This is a genomic window from Sorangium sp. So ce1153, assembly GCF_051521595.1.
Taxonomy (GTDB): domain Bacteria; phylum Myxococcota_A; class Polyangia; order Polyangiales; family Polyangiaceae; genus Sorangium.
Genome location: NZ_CP150361.1, coordinates 7,350,064 through 7,374,326, shown reverse-complemented (window position 1 = coordinate 7,374,326; position 24,263 = coordinate 7,350,064). Strand labels below are relative to the sequence as shown.

20 protein-coding genes are annotated in these 24,263 nt (G+C 73.0%); 14 read left to right on the top strand and 6 right to left on the bottom strand.

Annotation, left to right across the window (positions count from 1 at the left end; translation table 11 throughout):
• Window positions 1-4: 4 nt before the first annotated feature.
• From WME85_RS26515 to bioB, 5 genes are all read left to right on the top strand, one after another.
• Entirely contained in the window at window positions 5-457 is a 453-nt protein-coding gene (locus WME85_RS26515) for an ExbD/TolR family protein (RefSeq protein WP_437842200.1), read from the top strand.
• A gap of 135 nt (window positions 458-592) precedes the next feature.
• Window positions 593-1,981, top strand: a complete 1,389-nt coding sequence (gene thiC, locus WME85_RS26510; RefSeq protein WP_437301817.1) for a phosphomethylpyrimidine synthase ThiC — start codon at window positions 593-595, stop codon at window positions 1,979-1,981.
• A gap of 47 nt (window positions 1,982-2,028) precedes the next feature.
• The gene (locus WME85_RS26505) at window positions 2,029-2,748 is read left to right on the top strand and encodes a thiamine biosynthesis protein (protein WP_437842198.1); all 720 of its coding nucleotides are present in this window, start codon (window positions 2,029-2,031) and stop codon (window positions 2,746-2,748) included.
• A gap of 112 nt (window positions 2,749-2,860) precedes the next feature.
• Entirely contained in the window at window positions 2,861-3,913 is a 1,053-nt protein-coding gene (locus WME85_RS26500) for a type IV pilus twitching motility protein PilT (RefSeq protein WP_437842196.1), read from the top strand.
• Between the two features lie 108 nt (window positions 3,914-4,021).
• Window positions 4,022-5,071: a biotin synthase BioB gene (gene bioB / locus WME85_RS26495; RefSeq protein ID WP_437842195.1), complete on the top strand. Its 1,050-nt coding sequence runs from the start codon at window positions 4,022-4,024 to the stop codon at window positions 5,069-5,071.
• Here bioB and WME85_RS26490 read toward each other — a convergent pair.
• From WME85_RS26490 to WME85_RS26475, 4 genes are all read right to left on the bottom strand, one after another.
• The gene (locus tag WME85_RS26490) at window positions 5,013-6,782 is read right to left on the bottom strand and encodes a mechanosensitive ion channel family protein (RefSeq protein WP_437842193.1); all 1,770 of its coding nucleotides are present in this window, start codon (window positions 6,780-6,782) and stop codon (window positions 5,013-5,015) included. The two genes, bioB and WME85_RS26490, sit on opposite strands and share 59 nt — an antisense overlap.
• 336 nt (window positions 6,783-7,118) lie before the next feature.
• Window positions 7,119-8,330 carry an HRDC domain-containing protein gene (locus WME85_RS26485; protein WP_437842363.1) on the bottom strand — a complete coding sequence of 404 codons (1,212 nt, stop codon included), beginning with the start codon at window positions 8,328-8,330 and terminating at the stop codon, window positions 7,119-7,121.
• Window positions 8,327-9,313 carry a matrixin family metalloprotease gene (locus tag WME85_RS26480; RefSeq protein WP_437842191.1) on the bottom strand — a complete coding sequence of 329 codons (987 nt, stop codon included), beginning with the start codon at window positions 9,311-9,313 and terminating at the stop codon, window positions 8,327-8,329. Before WME85_RS26480 ends, WME85_RS26485 begins: the two co-directional genes overlap by 4 nt.
• On the bottom strand, window positions 9,300-9,968 hold the full coding sequence (locus tag WME85_RS26475) for a hypothetical protein (RefSeq protein WP_437842189.1): 669 nt from the start codon (window positions 9,966-9,968) through the stop codon (window positions 9,300-9,302). Before WME85_RS26475 ends, WME85_RS26480 begins: the two co-directional genes overlap by 14 nt.
• A 123-nt stretch (window positions 9,969-10,091) precedes the next feature.
• On the opposite strand from WME85_RS26475, the gene WME85_RS26470 reads away from it, so the two are divergent.
• The 5 genes from WME85_RS26470 to WME85_RS26450 all read left to right on the top strand — a co-directional run bounded on the left by WME85_RS26470 (window position 10,092) and on the right by WME85_RS26450 (window position 15,063).
• Entirely contained in the window at window positions 10,092-10,874 is a 783-nt protein-coding gene (locus WME85_RS26470) for a thiazole synthase (RefSeq protein ID WP_437301810.1), read from the top strand.
• Window positions 10,875-11,209: 335 nt separating this feature from the next.
• The gene (locus tag WME85_RS26465; protein ID WP_437842187.1) at window positions 11,210-12,493 is read left to right on the top strand and encodes a glycosyltransferase; all 1,284 of its coding nucleotides are present in this window, start codon (window positions 11,210-11,212) and stop codon (window positions 12,491-12,493) included.
• 31 nt (window positions 12,494-12,524) lie between these two features.
• The gene (locus WME85_RS26460; protein WP_437842185.1) at window positions 12,525-13,799 is read left to right on the top strand and encodes a glycosyltransferase family 4 protein; all 1,275 of its coding nucleotides are present in this window, start codon (window positions 12,525-12,527) and stop codon (window positions 13,797-13,799) included.
• 101 nt (window positions 13,800-13,900) lie between these two features.
• Complete coding sequence (locus WME85_RS26455) at window positions 13,901-14,194, top strand: tetratricopeptide repeat protein (protein ID WP_437842183.1); 294 nt, start codon at window positions 13,901-13,903, stop codon at window positions 14,192-14,194.
• 251 nt (window positions 14,195-14,445) lie between these two features.
• Window positions 14,446-15,063, top strand: coding sequence for a thiamine phosphate synthase (locus WME85_RS26450; RefSeq protein WP_437842181.1), 618 nt, complete (start codon window positions 14,446-14,448; stop codon window positions 15,061-15,063).
• An 80-nt stretch (window positions 15,064-15,143) separates the two neighbouring features.
• On the opposite strand, the gene WME85_RS26445 is transcribed toward WME85_RS26450, so the two are convergent.
• Window positions 15,144-15,737 carry a Uma2 family endonuclease gene (locus WME85_RS26445; protein WP_437842180.1) on the bottom strand — a complete coding sequence of 198 codons (594 nt, stop codon included), beginning with the start codon at window positions 15,735-15,737 and terminating at the stop codon, window positions 15,144-15,146.
• An 85-nt stretch (window positions 15,738-15,822) separates the two neighbouring features.
• Here WME85_RS26445 and ileS point away from each other — a divergent pair, with 85 nt between their 5' ends.
• The 4 genes from ileS (at window position 15,823) to WME85_RS26425 (ending at window position 23,387) form a co-directional block, all read left to right on the top strand.
• The gene (gene ileS / locus WME85_RS26440) at window positions 15,823-19,692 is read left to right on the top strand and encodes an isoleucine--tRNA ligase (RefSeq protein WP_437842178.1); all 3,870 of its coding nucleotides are present in this window, start codon (window positions 15,823-15,825) and stop codon (window positions 19,690-19,692) included.
• Between the two features lie 96 nt (window positions 19,693-19,788).
• Window positions 19,789-20,979: an AAA family ATPase gene (locus WME85_RS26435; protein WP_437842176.1), complete on the top strand. Its 1,191-nt coding sequence runs from the start codon at window positions 19,789-19,791 to the stop codon at window positions 20,977-20,979.
• Window positions 20,972-21,598 (top strand): DUF4276 family protein, encoded by a 627-nt coding sequence (locus WME85_RS26430; protein ID WP_437842175.1) that lies wholly within the window; start codon window positions 20,972-20,974, stop codon window positions 21,596-21,598. Before WME85_RS26435 ends, WME85_RS26430 begins: the two co-directional genes overlap by 8 nt.
• Before the next feature lie 571 nt (window positions 21,599-22,169).
• Window positions 22,170-23,387, top strand: a complete 1,218-nt coding sequence (locus WME85_RS26425) for an AAA family ATPase (RefSeq protein WP_437842173.1) — start codon at window positions 22,170-22,172, stop codon at window positions 23,385-23,387.
• Window positions 23,388-23,437: 50 nt separating this feature from the next.
• On the opposite strand, the gene WME85_RS26420 is transcribed toward WME85_RS26425, so the two are convergent.
• Window positions 23,438-24,130, bottom strand: coding sequence for an HAD family hydrolase (locus WME85_RS26420; protein WP_437842171.1), 693 nt, complete (start codon window positions 24,128-24,130; stop codon window positions 23,438-23,440).
• Window positions 24,131-24,263 lie beyond the last annotated feature (133 nt).

The following is a 24,263-nucleotide window of genomic DNA, read 5'->3' as shown; positions in this document are numbered from 1 at the left end:
GGCGATGAGCGCGCGAGCGAAGAAGAAGTTCGTCGTCAAGCCGGCGGTGCCGCTGAACTCCGACATCAACGTGACGCCGCTCGTCGACGTCGTGCTGGTGCTCCTCATCATCTTCATGGTCGTGACGCCGCTGCTCGAGAAGGACATCGGCGTGCGCGTCCCCGACACCGAGCAGGTCAAGGAGGACACCCCGCCGCCCCCCGACCAGCTCGTCGTCCGGGTGAGCGCGCAGGGCGAGCTCCTGGTCAACGACGAGAAGGTCGAGCGGGCCGATCTCGTCGGCAAGCTCAGGCCGCTCCTCGAGCGCCAGAGCAGGCCGCAGGACCGGATCGTCTTCGTCGTCGCGGACGACGGCGCCGTCTACGGCACGGTCGTGGAGGTGCTCGACGGCGCGAAGGCGGCCGGCGCGCAGACGCTCGGCATGATGACGGAGCTCCCCGAAGCGCCGCCGCCCTGAGCGTGGACTGCGCGCGGAGAGGCCCGCCGCGCGCGCCTTTCCGGCGTCTCGAAGGCGCGTCCGCCCGGCGCGACGCGAGGCTTGCGTCGCGCGCAGGCGCGACCTACACCGCCCACCTCGAAAGCGAGGTTGTCGATGTTGCGGACCGAATGGGTGAGCAAGCGCGCCGGGAGCCCGAACCAGAGCCAGATGCACTTCGCGAGGAAGGGCGTCATCACGGAGGAGATGGAGTACGTCGCCCGCCGTGAGAAGCTCGCGCCCGAGCTCATCCGCAGCGAGGTCGCGCGCGGCCGGATGATCATCCCGGCCAACAAGAACCACCTCAACCTCGAGCCGATGTGCATCGGCATCGCGTCGCTCTGCAAGGTGAACGCGAACATCGGCAACAGCCAGACGACGAGCGACGTGAGCGGCGAGCTCGAGAAGCTGCGCTACGCCATCAAGTACGGCGCCGACACCGTGATGGACCTGTCGACCGGCGGCGACATCGACGGCATCCGCCGCGCGATCATCGCGGACTCCCCGGTGCCGATCGGGACGGTGCCCATCTACCAGGCGCTCGAGGCCTGCAAGGGCACGGACAAGATGACGGCCGCGGACCTCATCGACATGCTCGAGCACCAGGCGAAGCAGGGCGTCGACTACTTCACGATCCACGCGGGCGTGCTGCTCGAGCACCTGCCGCTCGTGAAGGGCCGGCTCACGGGCATCGTCTCGCGCGGCGGCTCGATCATGGCGCAGTGGATGATCGAGCACCACCGGCAGAACCCGTTCTACACGCACTGGGACAAGGTGCTCGAGGTCTGCGCCAAGTACGACGTCACGATCTCGGCGGGCGACGGCCTCCGCCCCGGCTGCCTCCACGACGCCAGCGACGCGGCTCAGTTCGCGGAGCTGAAGACGCTCGGCGAGCTCACGAAGCGCGCGTGGGAGAAGGACGTGCAGGTCATGATCGAGGGCCCCGGCCACGTGCCGTTCGACCAGATCGCGATGAACGTGCAGAAGGAGATGGAGCTCTGCCACGAGGCGCCGTTCTACGTGCTCGGCCCGCTCGTCACCGACTTCGCGCCCGGGTACGACCACATCACGAGCTGCATCGGCGCGACGATGGCCGGCTTCGCGGGCGCCGCGATGCTCTGCTACGTGACGCCGAAGGAGCACCTCGGCCTGCCGAACCCCGAGGACGTCAAGCAGGGGCTCATCGCCTACAAGATCGCCGCCCACGCGGCGGACGTGGCGCGGAAGCGCCCGGGCGCGCGGGATCGCGACGACGCGCTGAGCCGCGCCCGCTACGCGTTCGACTGGAAGCAGCAGTTCGCGCTCTCGCTCGACCCGGAGACGGCGCAGGCGATGCACGACGAGACGCTCCCGCAGGAGTACTTCAAGACCTCGGAGTTCTGCTCGATGTGCGGGCCGAAGTTCTGCTCGATGCACATCAACCGCGTCGTCGACGAGTACAACGCGCGCCAGGAGGGCGAGAACGCGCCGACGAAGCGCTCGCTCTCGCTCATCGATCAGCCGTGAGCCGGGAACAGCCGTGAGCCGGAAGCAGCCGTGAGCCGGAAGCAGCCGTGAGCCGGAAGGTACGCGGCGGGGGCGTCCGCCGCGCGCGGCGCGGGGCGCCCGTCCCGGCGCGGCTCGGGCGCCTCGCCTGCCTCGCTCGCCTCGCCGTGATTGCGCCCCTCGCGCTCGTCCTCGCCGCCCCCCTCGCGTGCCGACGCGAGCGCGCCCCCGACGCCTCGGCGCCGCCCTCGTCGTCGGCCGCCGCCCCTGCGTCCGCGGCGCCGCGCCCCCCCAGCCCTCGCCTGACCGATCCGCGCTGGCGTCGCGCGGCCGGCGACGACCCGCTGGAGCAGGCCCGGCTCGCCGAGGCCGAGGGCGCCTCCGGCCTCCTGGCCGGCCTGGAGGACGGCGGCGACATCGCCGCCGCCGCCCTGCGCGCGCTGCCGTACGCCGACGACGCCGACCTGGCGCTCGGGCCGCTCGCCGCGCGCGCCCGCGCCGCGCCGCCCTCGTCGCTCCCGCCCCTGCTCGACGCGCTCCTCGGGATCGCCGGGCGCCCCCCGCGCCAGCGCGAGCCGCTCGACCCGGACGGCGCGCGCGCCGCGGCTGCGGCCCTGGTCGAGCTGTCCGGCCGGCGCGACGTCCCCGCGGAGCAGCGCGCGGTCGCGATCTCGGCGGCGCGCGCGCTGGCGGACAAGGGGCTCGTCGATCCTCGCCTTATTCCCGGGGATCTGGATCCGGAGATCCCTGGCGCGGGCGCCGGCGGAGGTCAGGCGCCGCGCCCCTGACGTCCAGCGCTGCCGTCGCGCGCCGGCGGCCGTCCCGCGCGGCGCCGTGGGCTTCCGCTTCATCCCGTCGGGCTTTGGGCCCGTTGGGTTCCATTTTGGTACCTTGCCCCCCGTGACGACGCCGTACACCTCCGAGGCCTTCATCCATCAGCTCCTCGGCAAAGCGCTTGCCGCCCACGCCAGCGACATCCACCTCAAGGTCGGTCAGCCGCCGGGGGCGCGCGTGCGCGGCGACATGGTCTACTTCCGGGTCGACAGGATCCGGCCCGAGGACAGCGAGGCCGCGGCGCGCGTGCTCCTCGCCGGGCGTCCCTCGCGCGAGCTGCTCGCCACGCTCCAGGAGCTCGACACCTCGTACGTCGTCCCGGGCCTCGGCCGGTTCCGGGTCAACATCTACCGCCAGCGCGGCTCGCTCGCGATCATCCTGCGCAGCATCCCGCTCAAGATCCCCACCTTCGAGGAGCTCGGCGTGCCCTCGGCGGTGCGGGCGATGGTGGAGCACGACCACGGCCTGATCGTCGTCGCCGGCACGGCCGGCAGCGGCAAGAGCACGACGCTCGCGGCCTTCATCGGTCAGATCAACGCGACCTTGCCGCGCCACATCGTCACGCTCGAGGACCCGATCGAGCACGTGCACGAGGACGGCCGCTCCAGCGTGAGCCAGCGCGAGATCGGCGTCGACACGGCGGATTTCCCGACCGCGCTGCGGTCGGCGCTGCGGCAGGACCCGGACGTCGTGCTGCTCAGCGCGCTCCGCGACGGCGAGTCGCTCGATCTCGCCCTGCACGCCGCCGAGACGGGGCACCTCGTGCTCGCGGCCGTGCACACGCCGGACGTCACGCGCACGCTCGGGCGGCTCGTCGCGCTCGGCAGGAGCCCGACCGAGGCGCGCGACCGGCTGGCCGACTGCCTCCAGGGCGTCGTCGCGCAGCGCCTGCTCCCGCGCCGCGACGGCGCGGGCGAGGTCCTGGCGTCCGAGGTGCTCGTCGCGACGGCCGCGGTGCGCGAGGCGATCCGCCGCCCGGAGGGGAGCCCGTCCCTGCGCGAGCTGATGGAGAAGGGGGTCACGCCGTACGGGATGCAGACGTTCGAGGCCCACCTGCGGCAGCTCGTCGGCCAGGGCGCGATCGCGAAGGAGACGGCCAAGGCGGTGACGGCGCTGTAGCGGGCGGGCCCAGGAAACAGGGGGACGGCGCCGGGCGGAGGCGCGGTCGCGGGTCGGCCGCGCGGGTCGCTTGCGGCGGCGGCCCAAGCCTGGGTATGGAGCGAGCCCATGCTCGAAGGCATCGAAAGGGAGACGGCGGAGCACAAGGGTGGGCGCGGCGAGCCGAACGGCCGCGCGCCGGCGGCGGGCGCGGTCCGCCACGACTGGACCGTCGAGCAGGCGGTCGCCTTGCACGATCTGCCGCTCTTCGAGCTGATCGACCGGGCGCGCTCGGTCCACCGCGCGTTCCACGGCGAGCACGAGGTGCAGCTCTGCACCCTGCTCAGCGTCAAGACGGGCGGGTGCCCGGAGGACTGCGCCTACTGCCCGCAGTCGAGCCACTACGAGACGGAGGTCGGGCCGGAGCGCATGCTCGACGTCGGCGCGGTCCTCGCGGCGGCCGAGCGCGCGCGCGCCAGCGGGTCGACGCGGTTCTGCATGGGCGCCGCGTGGCGCGAGGTGAAGGAGGGCCCCGCCTTCGAGCGCGTCCTCGACATGGTGCGCGGCGTGAAGGCGCTCGGCCTGGAGGCGTGCTGCACGCTCGGCATGCTCACCGACGACCAGGCGCTCCGCCTGAAGGAGGCCGGCCTCGACGCGTACAACCACAACCTCGACACGTCGCGGAAGGCCTACAAATCCATCATCTCGACGCGCACGTACGACGAGCGGCTCGTCACCCTGCGCAACGTCCGGCGGGCGGGCATCACGGTCTGCTCGGGCGGGATCATCGGCATGGGCGAGTCGATCGCCGACCGCTGCGAGATGCTCGTCGAGCTCGCGCGCCTCGACCCGCACCCGGAGAGCGTGCCGATCAACGCCCTCGTGCGCGCCGCGGGCACGCCGCTCGAGAGCCTGCCGCCGGTCGACCCGATCGAGTTCGTCCGGATGATCGCGGTCGCCCGGCTCATGATGCCCCGCGCGATGGTGCGCCTGTCCGCCGGCCGGACGGAGCTCTCGCGCGAGGCCCAGCTGCTCTGCATGTACGCCGGGGCGAACTCGATCTTCTACGGAGACAAGCTGCTCACCACGCCGAACCCGGGCCCGGACGAGGACCGCGCGCTCATCGAGAAGGCGGGGCTCCAGCCGATGGCGCCAGCCGCGGCTCCCGCCGCCCGCTAGACGAGCTCCCGTCAGCGGCCGCGTCGAGCGTCGCGTCGAGCAGCGCGCGCTCGGCGCCGCCCGGCGCGACGTGCACCGTCCGCGTCGGGTACGCGAGCCTCGTCCCGGCCGCGCCGATGATCTCCAGGAAGGTGATCAGGATCTCCTGCCGGATCGTCCGGAACTCGCCGAAGTCGGCCGTCTGGAACCAGGCCATGATCTCGACGTCGAACGACGCGGGGCCGATGCCGATGAAGCGCACGACGACGTCGTCGGGCCAGATGAGCGGGTGCGCCCGCAGCGCGCGCTCGCACCCCTCGATCACCGCCCGGAGCTGCGCGGGCGTCGTCTCGTACACGAGGCTCAGCACGCACGAGAGGCGCATCCTGTCGCGCGCCGTGTACGACTCGATCTGGAGGTCGGCCAGCTTGCCGTTCGGGATCGTGACCAGCGTCCGGTCGAGCGTGCGGATCCGCGTCGAGCGGAGCCCGATGGTCTCGACCGTGCCGAGGAGCGCGTCGACCTTCACGAAGTCGCCGACCTGGAGCGCCCGATCGACGCCGATCGAGACCGAGCCGAAGAGGTTCTCCACCGTCTTCTGCGCGGCGAGGGCGAGCGCGACGCCGCCGATGCCGAGGCCGGCGATGAGGCTCGCCACCGGGTAACCGAGCTCCGACAGCACGGCGATGACGCCGATGATCAGGATCGCGACCTTCGCGATCCGCCCCATGAGCGGCACGAGCGAGCGCGCCGCGGGGTTGTCGCGCGTCGCCGGGGCGGCGAGCAGGCGGTCGCTCACGGCGTCGATGGCGCGGAGGGCGAACCAGAACACGGCGATGAAGAGGCCGGCGCGCACCACCTTGTCGAGGAACTGCTCGGCCGGCGGGTAGAGCCCGAGCCACGGGAGCGCGACCTCGACGCCGACGAGCGCCAGCGCGAACGTGAGCGGGCCGCGCGCGCCCCCGAGGAGCACGTCGTCGAGCGTGGAGTCCGTCCGGGCGACGAGGCGGCGGAGCGCGGCGCGGATGAAGTAGCTCAGCACCATGCCGACGAGCCAGCCGGCGAGCGCGACGACCGGCAGGGCGAGCCACTGCCACCAGAGCAGCTCGCGCGGGCCAGGGCGCAGCAGCGCCGGCGGCAGGTGATCGCGGAGCCAGCGGTCCTCGAGCCGCGCGTACCACTCGTCGACGCGCTCCACGGTGGCGCGCGAGAAGATCCACCGCACCCCGTCGGGCGTCGTGCGCCGCACGAGCCGCACCGGCTGGGTCCCCGTCCGGGTCGGGATCTTGCCGAGCTGCTCCACCCCGGCCCCGAGGTTGTCCTGCGGGTCCCCTAGCGGGTGCGGCGAGAGCGACTCCAGGTCGAGCCAGAGGTGCCGGTCGAGCACCGCCTTGAGCCGCTGCGCGAGCTGCGCGCCGTCGGCCCTCGGCGGCAGGTCGAGGTAGCGCGCGGCCTCGGCGTAGTCGCCCGCGCGGCACAGCTCGAAGTACCGGCTCACGGAGGCGCGCGGCGAGTCGGGGGCGACCGGGATCGTCTCGGGGTCCACGCCGCCTTCGGCGTTCGCCAGGGGCGGCGCCGACGGCGGCGGGGGAGGGGACAGCTCTCCGGCGTTCGCTCCCAGGAGGACGCACCCGGAGACGAGCGCGAAGGCGAATGCGGTGCGGAGCCACCACATCACCGCCGGCCAGAGGCGAGGCCGCCTCGGCGTTGTGGGTTGATCTGTCCAGGGCATGGGCCCTGCTATTCCACCGCCCGGCGCCTCTGTCGACCGGGCGGCGCGCCGCGATCGAGGCCTGCGCGCGCGGCGCGAACGCTCGCGCGCGGCTGCGCTCGCGGCCTGCGCGCGCGGCGCGAACGGAGGCGCGAACGCTCGCGCGCGGCTGCGCTCGCGGCCTGCGCGCGCGGCGCGAACGGAGGCGCGAACGCTCGCGCGCGGCCTGCGCGCGCGGCGCGAACGGAGGCGCGAACGCTAGCGCGCGGCCTGCGCGCGCGGCGCGAACGGAGGCGCGAACGCTAGCGCGCGGCCTGCGCGCGCGGCGCGAACGGAGGCGCGAACGCTCGCGCGCGGCTACGTTGCTGCGGCGGGCGGCTCGCCCGGCGGCGCGGCGGTCACGAGCGCCGCGAGCGCGCCGCCGTAGCGCGCGAACCGGCGCGCGCCGAGCCCCGGGATGCGCGCGATCGCGGCGGCGGCCGCGACCCCGTCGGCGTGAGCCCCCGCGAGCGCGATCTCCACGAGATCCTGCGCGCAGTGCCCTGGCAGCACGACCTGCTCGTCCACCTTCCGCGCCTTCGCCTCGGCCCTGCGCCACGCGGTGATCCGGGTCTCCATCGCGCGCCGGACGGCGACCTCCTTGCGCGGTGGGCGGGCTTGCACGAAGAGCTCGCGCTCCTCTTCCGGCACGTCGCCGTCGCGGCGCCCCTGCTCGATGGCGCGGAGCCACGCGGCGACCCAGCTCCCGGCCCGGCCCGCGGCGGCCCCGCGCACGGCGCGCACGTCGTCGGCGCGGGCCGGCCTTCGCTGCGCGAGCTCGAGCAGCACCTCGCTGCCCACGATCTTGAAGGCGGGCTGGTCCTCCGCCTCGGCGGCGGCCTCGCGCGCCGCTGCGAGGCGCCGCAGGATCGCCCGGCCCTCGGGGTCGAGCGCCTGGGCGCCCTTGATGCGCGCGTAGGCGGGCCGCGGATCGCGCGGCGGCCCGAGGGCGGTCGCGAGCTTGTACGCGCACTCCTCCGCGATCTCGTCCTCGATCTCGAGCGCGCGGCTGCGCTCGGCCAGCCGCGCGTCGAGCGCGAGCAGGTGGAGCACGTCGTCGGCCAGGTAGCGCAGCTCGGCGCTCGCGAGCGGCCTGCGCGCCCAGTCGTGCTGCTGGAGCTGCTTGTCGACCTTCACGCCGAGCTCCGACTGGAGGAGCGCGGCGAGCCCGGTCGCGGCGCACCCGAGCATGCGGGCGGCGACCGAGGTGTCGCGCGCCGCGGCGAGGGGCGCCCCCGCCTCGGCGAGCATGCGCGCGTCGAACGTGAGGTCGTGCAGCACCTTGGGCGGCCCGGCGGCCCCGAGCAGCGGCGCGAGCGGCGCGACGGGCACGCGGAGCGCGTCCACGATCCCGACCGCGATGCCGTCCCCCTCGCGGAAGGCGAGCTGGACCGTGCAGAGCCGCGCGCGGTAGGCGAACAGCCCGTTGGCCTCCACGTCGACCGCGAGCGCGTCCGCGCGCGCGGCGCGCTCGATCAGCCGGGCGAGATCGTCGTCGCGCTCGACGAGGACGGGCGGGCTCTGGCTCAGCGGGGCCTCTCCCGGCCCGAGCGGGCCGCCGCGCCGCGCCGCGCCCGGGCGGCCGCGCCCACCAACGCGAGCGCCGCCAGGGCGAGCCCGCCGCCGCGCCCGCCGGGCCCGCCTTGCAAGGGGGCCGCCGCGCAGCCGCCCTCCTCCTCGCGGTCGGGCTGATCGGCCGCGCACAGCTCGGAGAACCCGTGGCGCGGGGTCGGATCGCACGCCTCGACCGGCGCCCCCGGCGGATACACCTCGCAGATCCCGTCGAGGTCGTCCTCGTCGAGGTCGCGGAGCATGGTGGTCTCCGGCCGGTAGTCGGCGAACATCGTCGCGGCGCTGTCGCTCGAGTGCGAGAGCCCGAGGAAGTGGCCGGCCTCGTGGGTGGCGATGCTCAGCAGGTCGAACGACACGTCGTCGTCGCCGAGCGAGAGCTCCACGTCCCACGAGTTGATCTCCATGTCGGCGTCGTAGATGTCGCCCGTGTTGAGGTTGTAGGTGACGGTCGTGAGCGCGAGGGTGTTCCCCCCGCCGGCGTAAGGCCACCCGTCGTCCCGGAACGTGATGATGTTCGCGTTCCCCTTCTTCTGGTTGTACTCGTGCGCGTCGCAGGCGATCGGGCCCATGTAGGTGACCTCCATGCGCGGGGTCTTCCCGTCGCCGCAGTCGGCCTGGGTCCACGTGGCGAACGCCTTCTCGAAGATCGCCTCGGTCTCGGCGAGCGAGACCTGCTTCGAGGCGTCTTCCTGGATGGAGTAGCCGACGCACGGCGACGGCCAGGCGAGGGGGATGCCGCAGTCGTTCGGCTGGGCCGGCGTACAGACGGCCGCGGTCGCCTTGGTCTCGGGACAGACGCTGGTGCGACAGTAGGCCAGGGCGGGCGAGGGGGCGGCGAGCGCCGCGCCGGCGAGCGCGGCGCAGGCCGCGGCGATGGCCCGGGCGCCGCTCCGCGCCGTTCTTGCCCTTCTTACGGAGCGCGCGGGGCTATTGCTGCGCATGGTTCGCCTTCCAGGCGCGGCTCACCGCGTCGATCGCCGCGTCGAGCGTCGCGCCCACGAGCTGCTCGCGCGCCGAGATCGCGGGGCCTGGCCGGGGCAGGACCGTCCCGCCGTCGGGGCTCGCGGCCAGCCGCCGCACGGCCACCCGCGGCGCGCCGGCCACCCGGCGCCCTTCCTCGCCGTCGACGACGGGGTAGTGGCCCTGGGCCATCCCGGCCACGACCAGGGCGGAGCCCGCCCTGGAGAGGAAGACCATCGCCTGGCCGCCGATCTTGAGCTGCGCGTCGCCCGACACCTGCTGTCCGATGTCCCCGACCACGCCCCCGAGCGTCCTCACCCAGATCTCGCCGTCCGGCTGGCCGGCCACGGGGCGGTCGACGGACAGGCGGGTATAGGTGACGATCCTCCTCGACCCGCCGAGCTCCTCCCACTGGCTGCGCTGCTCGGTCGCGGTGGCGACGACGACGTACGCGGCGCGGGACACGAGCTCTTCCAGCGAGAGCTGCACGGAGACGGCCGCCTGTGCCTCGCGCGGACCGGAGAGGAGCGCGCCGGGGCTCAGCCCGTCCGCCGGGGCGGAGCCGACGCCCGGGGTCAGGGTGAGCGCCGGAGGCAGCGCCAGCAGGAGGGCTATGCAAGAAGCTCTGGGAGACATGGGCCCGAAGATACCATGCTGCCGCGCGAGGCGCGCCCGAAGCGCAGGATGCTGTCGATGTCCTGGACCCTGTGTCCCGGTCCGACTAGCAGATCGTCTGGGTCGAGACCCGAGGAGCCAGCGATGACGAGCGATGCGTTGACGATCGGCAGACACACGTTCACTTCCCGCCTCTTCGTGGGGACGGGCAAGTACAAGGACCTGGACGAGACCCGTCGCGCGCTCGAGGCGTCCGGCGCGGAGGTGGTCACCGTGGCCCTCCGCCGGGTGAATCTGAAGGAGCGGGGCGAGGGGTCGATGATGTCGCTGCTCCAGCAGGGGCGCTTCATGATCCTGCCGAACACGGCGGGTTGCTACACGGTCGAGGATGCGGTCCGCACCTGCCGGCTGGCGCGCGAGCTCGGGCTGTCCGACCTCGTGAAGCTCGAAGTCATCGGCGACGAACGGACGTTGTTCCCGGACAACGAGGCGACGCTGGAGGCGGCGCGGATCCTCGTGAAGGAGGGCTTCACCGTGCTCCCCTACTGCATGGATGACCCGATCGTGTGCCGTAAGCTGGAAGACATCGGTTGCGCCGCCGTGATGCCGCTGGCGGCGCCGATCGGCAGCGGGCTCGGGATCCGGAATCCCTACAACCTGATGATCATCCGCGAGACAGCGAAGGTCCCGGTGATCGTGGATGCCGGGGTCGGGACAGCGAGCGACGCCGCGGTGGCGATGGAGCTCGGGTGTGATGGGGTGTTGATGAACACGGCCATCGCGGGCGCGCGGGACCCGATCCTGATGGCGCGCGCGATGAGGGATGCTGTGAGCGCCGGACGGATGGCGTATCTCGCGGGGCGGATGCCGAAGAAGCTCTATGCGACGGCGTCGTCGCCGGAGCAGGGCAAGATCTCCGGATTGTGAGGGCGCGCGCCGTTCGTCCGCCGTTCGTCCGAGGCGGGCAGGGTCGCGCCCGAACGGTGGACGAACAGCGGCAGAACAGCGGCAGAACAGCGGCCGAGCGGCGGTCGGGATCGCGGGTCCAGCGCGCAGCGTGGCGCGCTGTGGGACATCGACATTCACCGTCCCGCGGCGAGCCGACGTCCGAAGTCAAACGAACAGCACGCCCATGCCATGATACGCTCACCTACCTGAGCCAAGATGACACGGAACGCTCATCGCACAGCGGACACCTCTGTCGTGGCGCGCATCGCGCGCTGGCAGCGGCCGCGGCGACCTGACGGTCCGCTCAGGAGAACATGAGCAAGCCCAACGTCTGCATGGTCGTGAACAACCTCGAGGTCGGCGGGCTCGAGAAGGTCGTGCTGAGCCTCCTCGACCGGCTCGGCGACCAGGGGTTCGATCTCTCGCTGATCTGCCTCGACGGCGAGGGGCGGCTCTTCCCGGAGGTCAAGCTCCCGCGCTCGAAGTGCCTCGTGATCACCAAGGATCTCCGGCCGGTCTTGCCCGGCATCAAAAGCGATCCCGAGGCGCTCCTCTGGATCCGGCGCTTCTTTCACCAGCGCTCGGTGGATATCGTTCACGTCCACAACCGGGCTCCGCTCATCTTCGCCGGCATCGCGGCGCGCATGCTCCGGAATCGGCCGGCGGTCCTCTACTCGGAGCACAACCAGATCAACCGGGCGAAGGGCTTCGATCGGCGCAAGTTCGGCTACTACGCCTACCTCGCCGACGAGATGGTCGCGGTCTCGCACGATCTCAGGCGCATCCTCGTCGACGACGTGAAGGTCCGCGCGCCGGTCCGCGTCATCCACAACGGCATCGACGGCACGCGCTTCTCCCGGGCCCTGCAGAGCGGCGAGCAGGGGCGCATCCGCGCGGAGCTCGGCATCGGCGAGCGGGATTTCGTGTTCGGCTGCGCCGTGGTGCACATCGAGCAGAAGGGGCTCCGCTACCTCATCGAGGCGGCGCCCGAGGTGCTGCGGCGCGCGCCGGAGGCGCGCTTCGTCGTCGCGGGCGACGGCCCGCTGCGGGGGGAGCTGGAGCAGCGCGCCCGGGCCGCGGGGCTCGGCGACCGGATGATCTTCCCCGGCTATCGCTCGGACGTCCCCGAGCTCGTCTCCTCGTTCGACGCCTACGTGCTCCCGTCGCTCTGGGAGGGGCTGCCGCTGGCCCTGCTCGAGGCGCTCGCGCTCGGCAAGCCGATCGTGGCGAGCCGCGTCGGCGGCGTCCCCGAGATCATCGAGCACGGCGTGGACGGCTTCCTGGTCCCGCCGAAGGACCCGGGCGCGCTCGTCGAGCACCTCTCGCGGGTCGCGCGCGACGGCGAGCTCCGCGAGCGCGCGCGCACGCGGAGCCCTGCGAAGTTCGCCGAGCAGTTCAGCCTGGAGGCGATGGTCGACGCGCACGTGCGCCTCTTCGACGAGCTCATCGCCCGGCGGCGCGGGGGGGTGGCCCAGCCCCGGTCGCGCGCGCAGGCGGCCTCCGCCGAGCCCGCGCGCCCTCCAGCGAGCGCGCCGGCCGCCGTACGGGGCGGCGATCGCGACGGGCGGCTCGACGACCGGACCGGGCTGGGCGCCTAGGACGAGCAGACAGGAGGAGCAATTGCGGCGGATGCGTGTTTTGCTTATCACGAAGATTTTCCCGAACGCGGTCCACCCGGACGAGGCGCCGTACAATCGCCGGCAGTTCGCCGCGCTGTCGCGTTACTGCGATGTCCGGGTGCTCGCGACGATCCCGTGGTTCCCTGGCATGGCGCGGCTCTCGAAGTGGCCTGTCGGCGCGGGCGCCCCGCGTGATGAGGTCATCGATGGGCTGCCGGTCCGGCACCCGCGCACCCTCTACGTGCCGAGGGTCGTGCCGGCGCTGAACGGCCCGCTCTACGCGGCGTCCGTGCTCCCGGAGCTCGTCGGGCGCGGCCCGTCGCCCGACGTGATCGTCGGGGCGTTCGCCTACCCGGATGGCTTCGCGGCCGTGTGCCTCGGGCGGCTGCTCGGGGTGCCGGCGGTGATCAAGTGCCATGGCTCGGACATCGACGTGATCCCGCGCGACCGGCGGCTGCGGCGACCGCTGAGCTGGGGGCTCACCCGCGCGGCCCGGGTGGTCGCGGTGAGCCGCAAGCTCGCCGAGGGCGTCGCGGCGCTCGGCGTGCCGCGCGATCGCATCGACGTCGTCATGAACGGCGTCGACGCGAAGCTGTTCCAGCCGCGCGACCGCGCCCAGGCGCGCGCGGAGCTCGGCCGGTCACCCAGGTCGAGGCTGTTCGTGTTCGTCGGCCACCTGAACCGCGACAAGGGGGTGCTCGATCTGGTCCAGGCGTTCGAGCGGCTCGCGCGCGTGCACCCGGACATCGAGCTCGCGCTGGTGGGCAGCGGCGCCGAGGAGCAGGCGTGCCGCGCGGCCGCGGCCCGGCTGGGCGGCAGGCTGACGGTGACCGGCTACCTGCCGCACGACCAGGTGTCGCTGTGGCTCGGGGCGTGCGACGCGCTCGTGCTCCCGAGCCTGCACGAGGGGACGCCCAACGTCGTGCTGGAGGCGCTCGCCTCGGGGCGCCGCGTGGTGGGGACGAACGTGGGCGGCATCCCCGACATCCTGCACAGCCCCGAGCTCGGCGAGCTCGTCCCGCCGGGGAACAGGGACGCGCTGGCCGAGGCGCTGCTGCGCGCCGCGCGGCACGAGTACGATCCGGCGCGGATCGTCGAGCTCGCCGGCGGGCGCGACTGGGACGACAGCGCGCGCGCCCTCCACGACGCGCTCGTGAGCGCGGTCCGCGGCGCGGGCAAGGCGAGCGCGGACGTGCAGGAGGTCGGCAACGGCGCCGTCGGCGCGCCGGCCGCGAAGACCGGGCTCGAGAACGGCGCTGCCCGGACGGGCCCTCCCCCGGGCTAGTCGCCCTGCCGGCGGGCCAGCGGGGCGCGGTGGCGGGAGCCAGCGGGCGTGTCCTCCCGGGGCGCCGCGTCCTCTTGACGCTCGCGCCCGTTCATCGGCGAATGTCGCCCGTGCTCACCGGGTTCCGCGCGGCCTTGGGCCCGCTCGTGCTCCTCGCCGCCGTCGCGCGGGCTCCCTACCAGTGCGCGAGCGAGGTCGACCCGGATCGTCGCATCTACGAGGATCCGAGCGAGGCGCTCTACGACCTCGCCGAGCGCTTCAAGGCGCGCGGCGATCGCGGCGCCCACGCCGATACGCTGCGCTTCCTGGTCGAGCGCTATCCATCCAGCCGGTTCGCCGAGATGGCCCGGAGGGACCTCGAGGCGCTCGGCGACGCTGGCACTCCAGGCCGCTAGAGCACCGATCCGCTTGAAACGCCCGGGAATGAAGAGATTTGAACCACAGAGGCACAGAGGACACAGAGGAACGACAAAAACTCTGTGTTCTCTGTGCCCTCTGTGCCTCTGTGGTTCATTTTCTCGGGGTTTCAGCCTGCTCGGTGTCCTTGCCCGGTGCTCCCCGCGTCGAGCGTCGCGACCCGGCTCGAGAAGCTCTCTTGCGCGGCGCTCCCGCCGCTTCGATGTCCCCAGCTGGCGAGAGGACGGCCATGCTCACCCCGAGGTTGACCCTGATCACCCAGACGGCGGACGTCCCGGAGCCGGTCCTGCTCGCGCGCCTGTCGGCCTTCGGCGCCCTGCCGCCCGAGGGCCGCGCGCGCGTGGCGGTGCAGCTCCGCGACCCCGAGCTCTCCGGCGCGGCGCTGCACGCGCTCGGCCGGCGCCTGCGCGACGCGACCGCCGCGCTCGGCGCCTCGCTCGTCGTCAACGACCGGCTCGACCTCGCGCTCGTGCTGGGCGCGGACGGCGTGCACCTCGGCCGCCGCTCGGTCGGGGTGGCCGAGGCGCGCGCCCTGCTGGGCGACGGCGTCTTCGTCTCGGTCGCGTGCCACAGCGTGGACGAGGTGCTCCGCGCGGCCGAGGCCGGGGCGGACGCCGCCGTGCTCTCGCCGATCTTCGCGACGCCCGGCAAGGGCCCGCCGCTCGGCCCGGAGGCGCTGCGCGAGGCGCGGGCTCGCCTCGCGGCCGCGCCGCGCGGCGTCGCGCTCCTCGCCCTCGGCGGCGTGGACGCGGCCTCGGCGCCGGCCTGCCTGGCGGCGGGCGCGGACGGGGTGGCCGCCATCCGCGGCGACTTCGGCGGCGCGCTGCCGGCGCCGCGCGGGGGGTGAGGCGCGCGGGGGGTGAGGCCGCGCGCGGCCCTGGGCCGCCCGCTGCCGCGCCCAGGCGCCCGGCCGTGCGGCAGGCGTCCCTACCGCGCCCAGAGGGCGGGGAGCGGCAGCTCGACGGCCTCGAACGGCTCGGGCCGCACGACCTCATCGCCCTCGTGGGTGTCGAGCAGGTACCACCGGCCGTCCTCGAGCCGGTACACCTCGAGCGTCTGCGCGACCGGGTTGATCAGCCAGGCGTGGCGGACCCCTTCGCGCCGGTAGATCCGCATCTTCTTGCCGCGATCGACGCGCTCGGTGCGCGTGGAGATCACCTCGCAGATCCAGTCGGGCGCGACGTCGTGGTGCGCGGGCGCGTCCTCGGACCCGACCGCATCGGGCATACGCTCGCGGCGCCAGCCGGCGAGATCGGGGACGACCTTGTCCGGCCTCGGCCCGAGGTGGAGCTCGGGCTCATCGAGGATGACCCAGCCCCCTGGTCCGCCTGAACCCAGGTCGAAGGGCCCCCCGAGGCTCACGCCGAGCCGCGACGCCGTGCGCGTGTGCGGCCGACCTGGCCGCGGGAACGTGTGGAGCTCGCCGTCGAGGATCTCGGCGACCATCTCCTCGGGCGCCGCCTGGAACGCGGCCTCCACCTCGGGCGCATTGCCTGGAAACAGCGGGGGCTGCGCGCTCATCCCCGGATCTTACACCCATCCCGCGCGCCGCGCGTCCCAGCGCCTCCCTCGACGCTAGCAATCCGCCTTGCTACTAGGCCGGGCCATGTCCGAAGCCTCCTCGAAGAAACCGACCGACGGCCCGCTCGAGCCCCTGTTCGACAAGGTGGCGGCCGAGCTGAACTTCCCCGCCGACGAGGCGAAGATCCTCGCCCTCTGGAAGCAGCGCCGCATCTTCGAGAAGACCCTCCGCGCCGAGACCCGCGCGACCGGCCCCTCCAGGGGCACGTTCGTCTTCTACGAGGGGCCGCCGACCGCCAACGGCATGCCGCACAACGGCCACGTGCTCACGCGCGCCGTGAAGGACGTCTTCCCCCGCTACAAGACGATGCGCGGCTATGACGTCCCGCGGAAGGCGGGCTGGGACACGCACGGGCTGCCGGTCGAGGTGGAGGTCGAGAAGGAGCTGCGCATCCACGGCAAGGCCGACATCGAGCGGTACGGCGTCGAGCCGTTCATCTCGCGCTGCGTCGACTCGGTCTTCCGGTACACCGAGGCGTGGGAGAGCCTGACCGACAAGATCGGCTTCTGGGTCGACCTCGACAGCGCGTACGTCACCTACCACAGGAGCTACGTCGAGAGCGTCTGGTGGGCGCTCTCGCAGCTGCACAGGAAGGGGCTGCTCTACCGCGGGCACCGCGTCTGCTGGTGGTGGCCGCAGGGCGGGACGGCGCTCAGCGCGGCCGAGGTCGGGTCGAACTACAAGACGGTCGACGACCCGAGCGTGTTCGTGGCGTTCCCGCTCGTGGACGAGCCCGACACCGCCCTCTGCGCGTGGACGACGACCCCGTGGACCTTGCCCTCGAACGGCTACGCCGCGGTCCGGCCCGAGTTCGACTACGTCGTCGTGGACGCCGGGGCGCCGGCGGGTGCCGGCGTCGCGGGCGGCGGGGCGGCGCCGGCGACCGGGAAGCTCATCGTCGCCGCGGCGCTGCGCGAGGAGCTCGCGAAGAAGTTCAAGCGCGACCTGCCCGTGCTCCGCGAGCTCAAGGGCAGCGAGCTCATCGGCAAGCGCTACCGCCCGCCGTTCGACAGCTACTCGAGGTCGCTCGAGGGCGCCGTCGCCCGCAGGAAGGACGGCAAGGAAGAGCCGCTCTACTGGCTGGTCCTCGGCGCGGACTTCGTCACGCTCGACTCCGGCACGGGCATCGTCCACATCGCGCCCGCGTTCGGCGAGGACGACTTCAACGCGCACAAGCGGCGCGTCGCGGAGTTCGAGCCCGGGGGCGAGGTCCCGATGCTCTGCGCGGTGCGGCCGGACGGCACGTTCGAGCCTGGGCTCACGCCCTTCTCGGGCCTCTGGGTGAAGGACGCCGACCCGCTGATCATCAAGGATCTCGCGGCCCGCGGGCTGCTCGTGCACGACGAGAAGTACCGCCACGACTACCCGTTCTGCTGGCGCGCGGACGACGACCCGCTGATCCAGCTCGCGCGGCCCGCCTGGTACATCCGGACGCGGGACAACATCGAGAAGGCGATCGCCAACAACCGCGCGATCCACTGGCTGCCGTCCCACATCCAGGAGGGCCGGTTCGGCGACTTCCTCGCCAACAACGTCGACTGGGCGCTCTCGCGCGAGCGGTACTGGGGGACGCCGCTCAACGTCTGGATCTGCAAGGACGACGAGGAGCACCAGCTCGCCCCGGCGTCGGTCGCCGAGATCGAGGCGCTGAACCCGCGCGCCTTCGACCACTTCCACGCGGCGAAGAAGGCCGACCCGGGCCTGAACGACCACCTCATCGTCCACAAGCCGTGGATCGACAAGGTCACCTTCCCCTGTCCGACGTGCGGCGGCGAGATGCGCCGCGTGACCGAGGTCATCGACGCCTGGTTCGACAGCGGGAGCATGCCGTTCGCGCAGTGGGGCTACCCGCACGCGCCGGGCTCGAAGGAGCTCTTCGACCGCGCGTTCCCGGCGGACTTCATCAGCGAGGCGATCGATCAGACGCGCGGCTGGTTCTACTCGCTGCTGATGGTCTCGACGCTGGTCTTCGACGAGGCGACGCAGGAGAAGCTCGGGCTGTCGCGGGTCCGGAGCTACCCGCACCCGTACCAGACGTGCGTCGTGCTGGGGCACGTCTGCGACCGCGAGGGCAAGAAGGAGAGCAAGTCGAAGGGCAACTACACGCCGCCCGAGGTCATCCTGGAGCGCGTCCGGATGGAGTTCGCGGCGGCGCGGGCGACGGACGTGAAGGGCGCCCAGCCGAAGGACGGGGTCGCGCTCATCGCGCGCGAGGACTACGAGGGGCTCGACCTGACCGGCGACGCCGCGAAGGTGCGGATGTACCGCGCCGATCGCGAGGCGCAGCCGCTCGCGATGGAGCTCCGGCCGCAGAAGGGGATGCCGCGGCGGATCGTCGCGCTCTCGGACGCGGACCTCGATCGCCTCGGCCTGTCGCCGGGCGACAAGGCGCTCTCCGTGATGCCGAACGACGTGCCCCGGCTCGCGCAGCCCGAGCGCGTCTTCATCGAGGACCCGGCGACCCCGGCGCCCGGGGCCGACGCGTTCCGCTGGTTCTTCTACGCGTCCTCCCCGCCGTGGACGAACACGCGCCACTCGCTCACGAACGTGCGCGCGTACCAGAAGGAGTTCGCGGTCAAGCTCCGGAACGTCTACTCGTTCTTCACCATCTACGCGAACATCGACGGCTTCTCGCCCGCCGAGGGCAACCCGGGCGCGACGGACACGTCCCCCGCGGCGCTCGCGGCGAGCGCCGGCTACCGGCCGGCGAAGGAGCGCTCGCTCCTCGACCGGTGGATCCTCTCGGAGCTCGCGCTCTCGACGCGGGAGGTGACGGCGCACCTCGACGAGTACCACCTGTACGAGGCCGCGCAGCGGCTGGTCGACCTCGTGGACGCGCTCTCGAACTGGTACGTCCGCCGGAGCCGCGCGCGCTTCTGGGCCCCCACGGCGGCCGATCCGCTGGAGATCTCGGCCGGCGCGGTGCGCGCGGCGCAGGACAAGCGCGACGCGTACTTCACGCTGTACGAGGTGCTCGTCGCGATCGCCAAGCTGAGCGCGCCGTTCACGCCGTTCCTCGCCGAGGCCATGTACCAGAACCTGGTGCGGCGGCCGTGGCCCGCGTCGCAGCCGGAGAGCGTGCACCTCGTGGCCTTCCCCGAGGCGGACGCCGCCGCGGTGGACGAGCCGCTCGCGGTCGAGATGCGCGCCGTGCGCGAGCTCGTCTCGCTGGGCCTGCAGGTGCGCACGGCGAACAAGCTCAAGGTGCGGCAGCCGCTCTCGCGCGCGGACATCGTGCTGTCGCAGCAGGGGCTCGCGGCGGCGCTCGCGGAGCACGTGCCGCTCATCGCCGAGGAGCTCAACGTCCACGAGGTGCGCTTCCTGAAGCCGGGAGAGGAGGGGAGCGCGGTCCGCTACGTGCTCAAGCCGAACTTCCGCGCGCTCGGGCCGAAGCTCGGCAAGAAGGTGCAGCTCGCGAAGCAGGTCCTCGCGAAGGCCGACGCGGCGGCGCTCCGCGCGTCGCTCGCGACCGAGGGCAAGATCGCGATCGCGCTCGACGGCGAGCAGGTCGAGCTCGGCCCCGAGGAGATCGACGTCGCCGTCGAGGCGGGCGAGGGGTTCGCGGCGGCCGGCGGCCGCGCGGGCGTGGTCGTGCTGCACACGGCGCTCACGGACGCGCTCCGCGACGAGGGGCTCGGCCGGGAGATCCTCTCGCGCGTGCAGGGCCTGCGCAAGGAGCTCGACCTCGGCTTCACCGAGCGGATCCGGCTCGCGCTCGACGGCAGCGAGCGGGCCCGCAAGGTCGCCGAGGCGACGCGCGAGATGCTCATGCAGGAGGCGCTCGCGGCCGAGCTCGTGCTCGGCGGCGCGCCCGCCGCGTGGGGGCAGGCCGAGAAGCGCGAGGTCAACCTCGACGGCGAGGCGCTCGCGATCGCGCTCGCGCGGTCGGCGTGAGGGCGCCGGGGGGGAGGCCCAGCTGCGATGATCACGAAGGTCTGTGCCCGTAACTTTCGCAGCATCGGGGAGCGGATCGAGCTCGAGCTCGGGGCCATGACGGTCCTCGTGGGGCCGAACGCCTCGGGCAAGAGCAACGTCGCCGACGTGCTGCGGTTTCTGTCCGAATGCGTGACGACGTCGCTCGCCAGCGCTGTCGCTGCTCGGCACGGGTTGCGCGCTCTGCGACACGGAGGCGTCTGGACGCCGTCCGATGTGGTCCTCGAGGTCCACATCGAGCGCGAGCAAGGGGCGGGCATCTGGGGATTCTCGCTCGCCTCTAACGGGGACGAGGATGGCGTTCACGTGGAGCAAGAGCGTGCCGTTTGGTTTCCCGGCCCGGCGCCCGATGCCGCGATTCGCGCGCGCATCTTTGAGCTGATCAAGCGGACCAGCTCGACGTGGACCGAGGAGGAGCGGACTCTTTACGGCATCAAACAGCCCGGCGCGGCCGGGGGGGTCCTCGTCGACCTTGGTCCCCCCTCTTTCTCGACGCAAAGAGCATTCGACAGCCTGAGGCTGCCGCTCGTTCATCAACGAGACGCGCTTGTGGCGTCCGCGGCCGGATCAGAGGAGCTCGATCCCTTCGGCGTGGTGATAGACGAGCTGCGTAGGATCGCGATCTATTCCTTGTTCCCCGACGTGCTCCGTGCTCCGCAGCTCCCGGATCCTTCCAAGCCGATGAGCTCGAAGGGGAGCAACTGGGCGTCGATCTTACGGGCGCTCGATCGCTCAGCCTGGGGGACCGAGCTGGTCGCCGCCCTCGGGCGCATCGCGGCCGATATCGATGAGTACCGCGTCACCCAGGCAGGTGGCTTTCTCATCCCCGAGTTCCGGCACGGCCTCGACGCGCAGGGTCGAGAGCGCTGGCACGGCGCCGCGCAGGAGTCGGACGGCACGCTGCGCGTCGCGGCCCTTCTCACAGCGCTCTTCCAGGATCCTGCGCCCGCGCTCCTCGGTTTCGAGGAGCCCGAACTGGGCGTGCATCCCGGCGCGATCCCGCTGCTCTTCGACTTCTTGAAGGAAGCGTCGACGCGCAGCCAGATCCTGCTCACGACGCATAGCCCCGACCTCCTGGACCTGGTGCCCATCGACGACATTCGCGTCGTGGAACGGCGCAGCGGTGCGACGACGGTCGCGCGGGTCGAGGAGCGGCAGCGCGAGATCGTGCGCAAGCGCCTGATGTCGACGAGCGATCTTCTCCACGCTGAAGGCCTCCGCCCCGAAGGCTCCACGAGCGATGGCTAAGGCCTATCTTGTCGTCGAGGGCCACGGCGAGGTCGAGGCGGCGAGGAACCTGGTCATCCGGCTCTGGGCGGACCTTGGGCTGCCTCACGCGGTCTGGGGAGCACCGAAGCGTGGCAAGGCGCTCAACACCCGCGCCGGCGTGATGCAAGCCTGCGAACTTCTGCGTAGCGAACGCGACTGCACGTTCGCGTTGCTGCTCCGTGATGAGGACGACGGATGCCCGGCCGCGGCGGGACCCGAAACTGCGGCGTGGGTTGCTGCTGCTAGCCTGCCGTTTCCCGCCGCTGTGGTACTGGCGCACCGCGAGTTCGAGGCGTGGTTCCTGCCCTGCATCCACCTCATGGCGGGCCGAGAGATCCGGCCCGGCGTGCGCATCGCGGAAGGCACGACGTGCCCGGAAGACCCCGAGGGGATCCGCGACGTGAAGGGGTGGCTCTCGAAGCGCTTCCCACCGGGTAAGGCCTACAAGCCTACGCTCGACCAGCTCAAGCTCACCCAATGGGTCGACTTCAGCGTGCTGCGCGTGTCGCAGGCGAGGTCGTTCCGCACGCTCGAGAACGCGCTGCGGTTTCTCGCGTCGCACGGACCTCTCAGGGTCTACCCGCCTCCGCGACCTTAGCGCTCGGTCCCCGGCGCTCGGTCGCGATTCCGTACCGGGCCTTACCATCCTCCGAGCGCGGCCACCTTGCAGCGCGGGGGCAGCGCTTCTTCTGCAAGGATCTTGTTGCGGACATCTCCGACGAGGCGTTCGATGATCGTCGTCGGGTGGGGTGCATCGGAGATCCTCAGGACGGTAACCAAGGCCGCGTCGAGCCGCCCCGAGACGGGCGGCTCGCGGCCCTGACGCCGGTCTGTTTCCGTGGTGGCGAGAGCGCGGCCTCCACAGCACCTCGCCCGGGCCCGCCGGAGGTCCCTGGCAGGTCGCGCGGTGTCCCTGGCGCGCAGCGCGGTGCATGCCAGGAGCGCAGCGCCATGTCCCGGAAGGGTGCTCGGCTGTCCCGGAAGGGTGCTCGGCTGTCCCGGAAGGGTGCTCGGCTGTCCCGGAAGGGCGTTCGGCTGTCCCGGGACGTCGCTCCGGTGACCCTGGCGGCCGTTCCGGCATTCCGTGAGCACGATCCAGTCGGCTCGGCCAGCGATCGCGCAGCGCCGAGAGGGGGATGGATGTCCTCGACCCGAGGCTCCGTGCCGCGATGATCACCCACATCTACGTCAGCAACTACGGCACCGTCGGGGCCGGCCTCGAGCTGACGCTCGGGGCGCTGACCGCGCTCGTCGGACCGCCCGGCGCCGGGAAGGGCTGCCTGCTCGACGCCGTGCGGTTCCTCGCCGAGTGCGCCAACGGAGCGCTCGACCAGGCGGCGGCCAGCCGTCGCGACGGCGCGCTCCAGCGGCCCCGCCGCGACGGCGCGCTCACCACCCTCGGCGTCGCGGTCTCCAGGACCGAGGGCCACGGGTTCTGGCTCGTGCAGCTCGCGCCGGGGGACCGGGACGGCGAGACGCGCGTCAAGAGCGAGACGGCCGCGTGGTGGCAGCGCAGCGCGCTCACGCGGCTCGTCAAGCCGGGCGTGCGCGACGTCTTCGACGCCGGCAGCGACCCGCCCGAGGTCTCCTTCGACCGGCTGAAAGGCAGCCCGAAGGGGTTCTCGCGCAAGGACAAGGGGCGCAGCGGCACGCTCGCCTACCGCGGGGTCGCGCCCATCGCCGTGAGCGGCGCCAGGCTCGTCCTGCCGCTGCTCTCCGATGGACCGCTCACCCCCATGCTCGACGAGCTGCGCCGGGCGGTCCTCTACTCCCTCGCGCCGCGCCCCCTCCGCGCTCCCCAGAAGATCAGCGCCTCCCGGCGCCTCCGCGCGGGCGGCGAGAACTGGGGCTCCGTGCTCCGCGCGCTCGAGAAAGAGCGCTGGAAGGACAGCTTCCTCGCCGGGCTGTCCCAGGTGACCGGCGACGTCGACGGCACCCGCGCGGTCTCGTCCGGCGGGTTCCTCGTCCCGGAGCTGCGCCACGGCGCCGACGCCGACGGGCGCGAGCGCTGGCGGGCCGCCTCGGACGAGCCGGACGCCACGCTGCGGCTCGCCGCGATGGTCACGGCCCTCTCGCAGGAGCCCCCGCTCGTGCTCGCCGGCTTCGAGCGCCCCGACGCGGGCGTCGACCGCGGCGCGCTGCCGGCGCTGCTCGAGTACCTGCGCGGCGCCTCGGCCCAGCGCCACATCCTGCTCACGACGGAGAGCCCCGCGCTCCTCGACCTCCTGCCGCTCGACGCCGTCTACTCGGTGGAGCTCCGCGACGGCTCGACCACCGCGTCGCCCGTCGACGACCCGCAACGGCGAGCCCTCCGGGAGCAACTCGCCGCGCCGGAGAGCCAGCGCGCCCGGGTCGCCCGCTCCGACCGCGCCCCCGGTGCCTCCTGAGCCCCCGCCTCGCGCGTCCGCCCGCGCCGCCGCGCAGCCGGGCGGCGCCGCTACGACGCGAGCCGCTCCCGGCGCGGCGCGAGCGGCGACGCGTCGTACCGCGCGAGCAGGTCCTCCGGGTCGCGGTAGATCGCCGCGCACCCCCCCTCGAGGAGCTCCATCTCGGGGAAGCCCCCGCAGAGCAGCCCCACCGTCAGCAGGCCGAGCTTCGACGCGGCCTCGGCGTCGGACGGCGCGTCGCCGACGACCGCGACCTCGCGCGGATCGACGCTGCCCAGCCGGTCGAGCGCCGCCTCGAAGACGTCGCGGTGCAGCCTCGACCGGTCCACGTCGTCGGCCGACACGGTCCACGAGACCAGATCGCCCACCCGCGCGCGCTCGACGGTCGCGTCGAGCGCGCCGCGGGGCGCCGAAGAGGCGAGGACGATCCGGCGCCCGTCGCGCGCGATGCGCTCGAACAGCTCGCGCACCTTCGGGAAGGCGCGCGCGCCCGGGAGGAGCTCGCGCGCGTAGATCTCGTCGTGCAGCGACGAGACCCCGGCGCCGATCCAGCCGATCTCCTCGGGCGTGAGGAACACCGGCAACAGCTGGTCCGCGCCCGCGCCTGCATGGGCGCGCAGCCGCTCCCGGGAGACCTCGCGGCCGAACCGCCGGAAGGCCTGCTGCCAGGCGGCCGCGTGCAGATCGACCGAGTCGACGATCGTCCCGTCGACGTCGAAGATGACCGCGCTGACGCTGACCATGACGCGTCACGTGGTGCAGGGCCGGACGCACCGCCATCGGAGGGCTCCCGACGGCCCGCGCCGTCCGCGCGGGCGCGAGCGGCGCTCGACCGAGGGCGCGATAGACTGCCGCGGAGGAGGCTGCCCGGGCGAG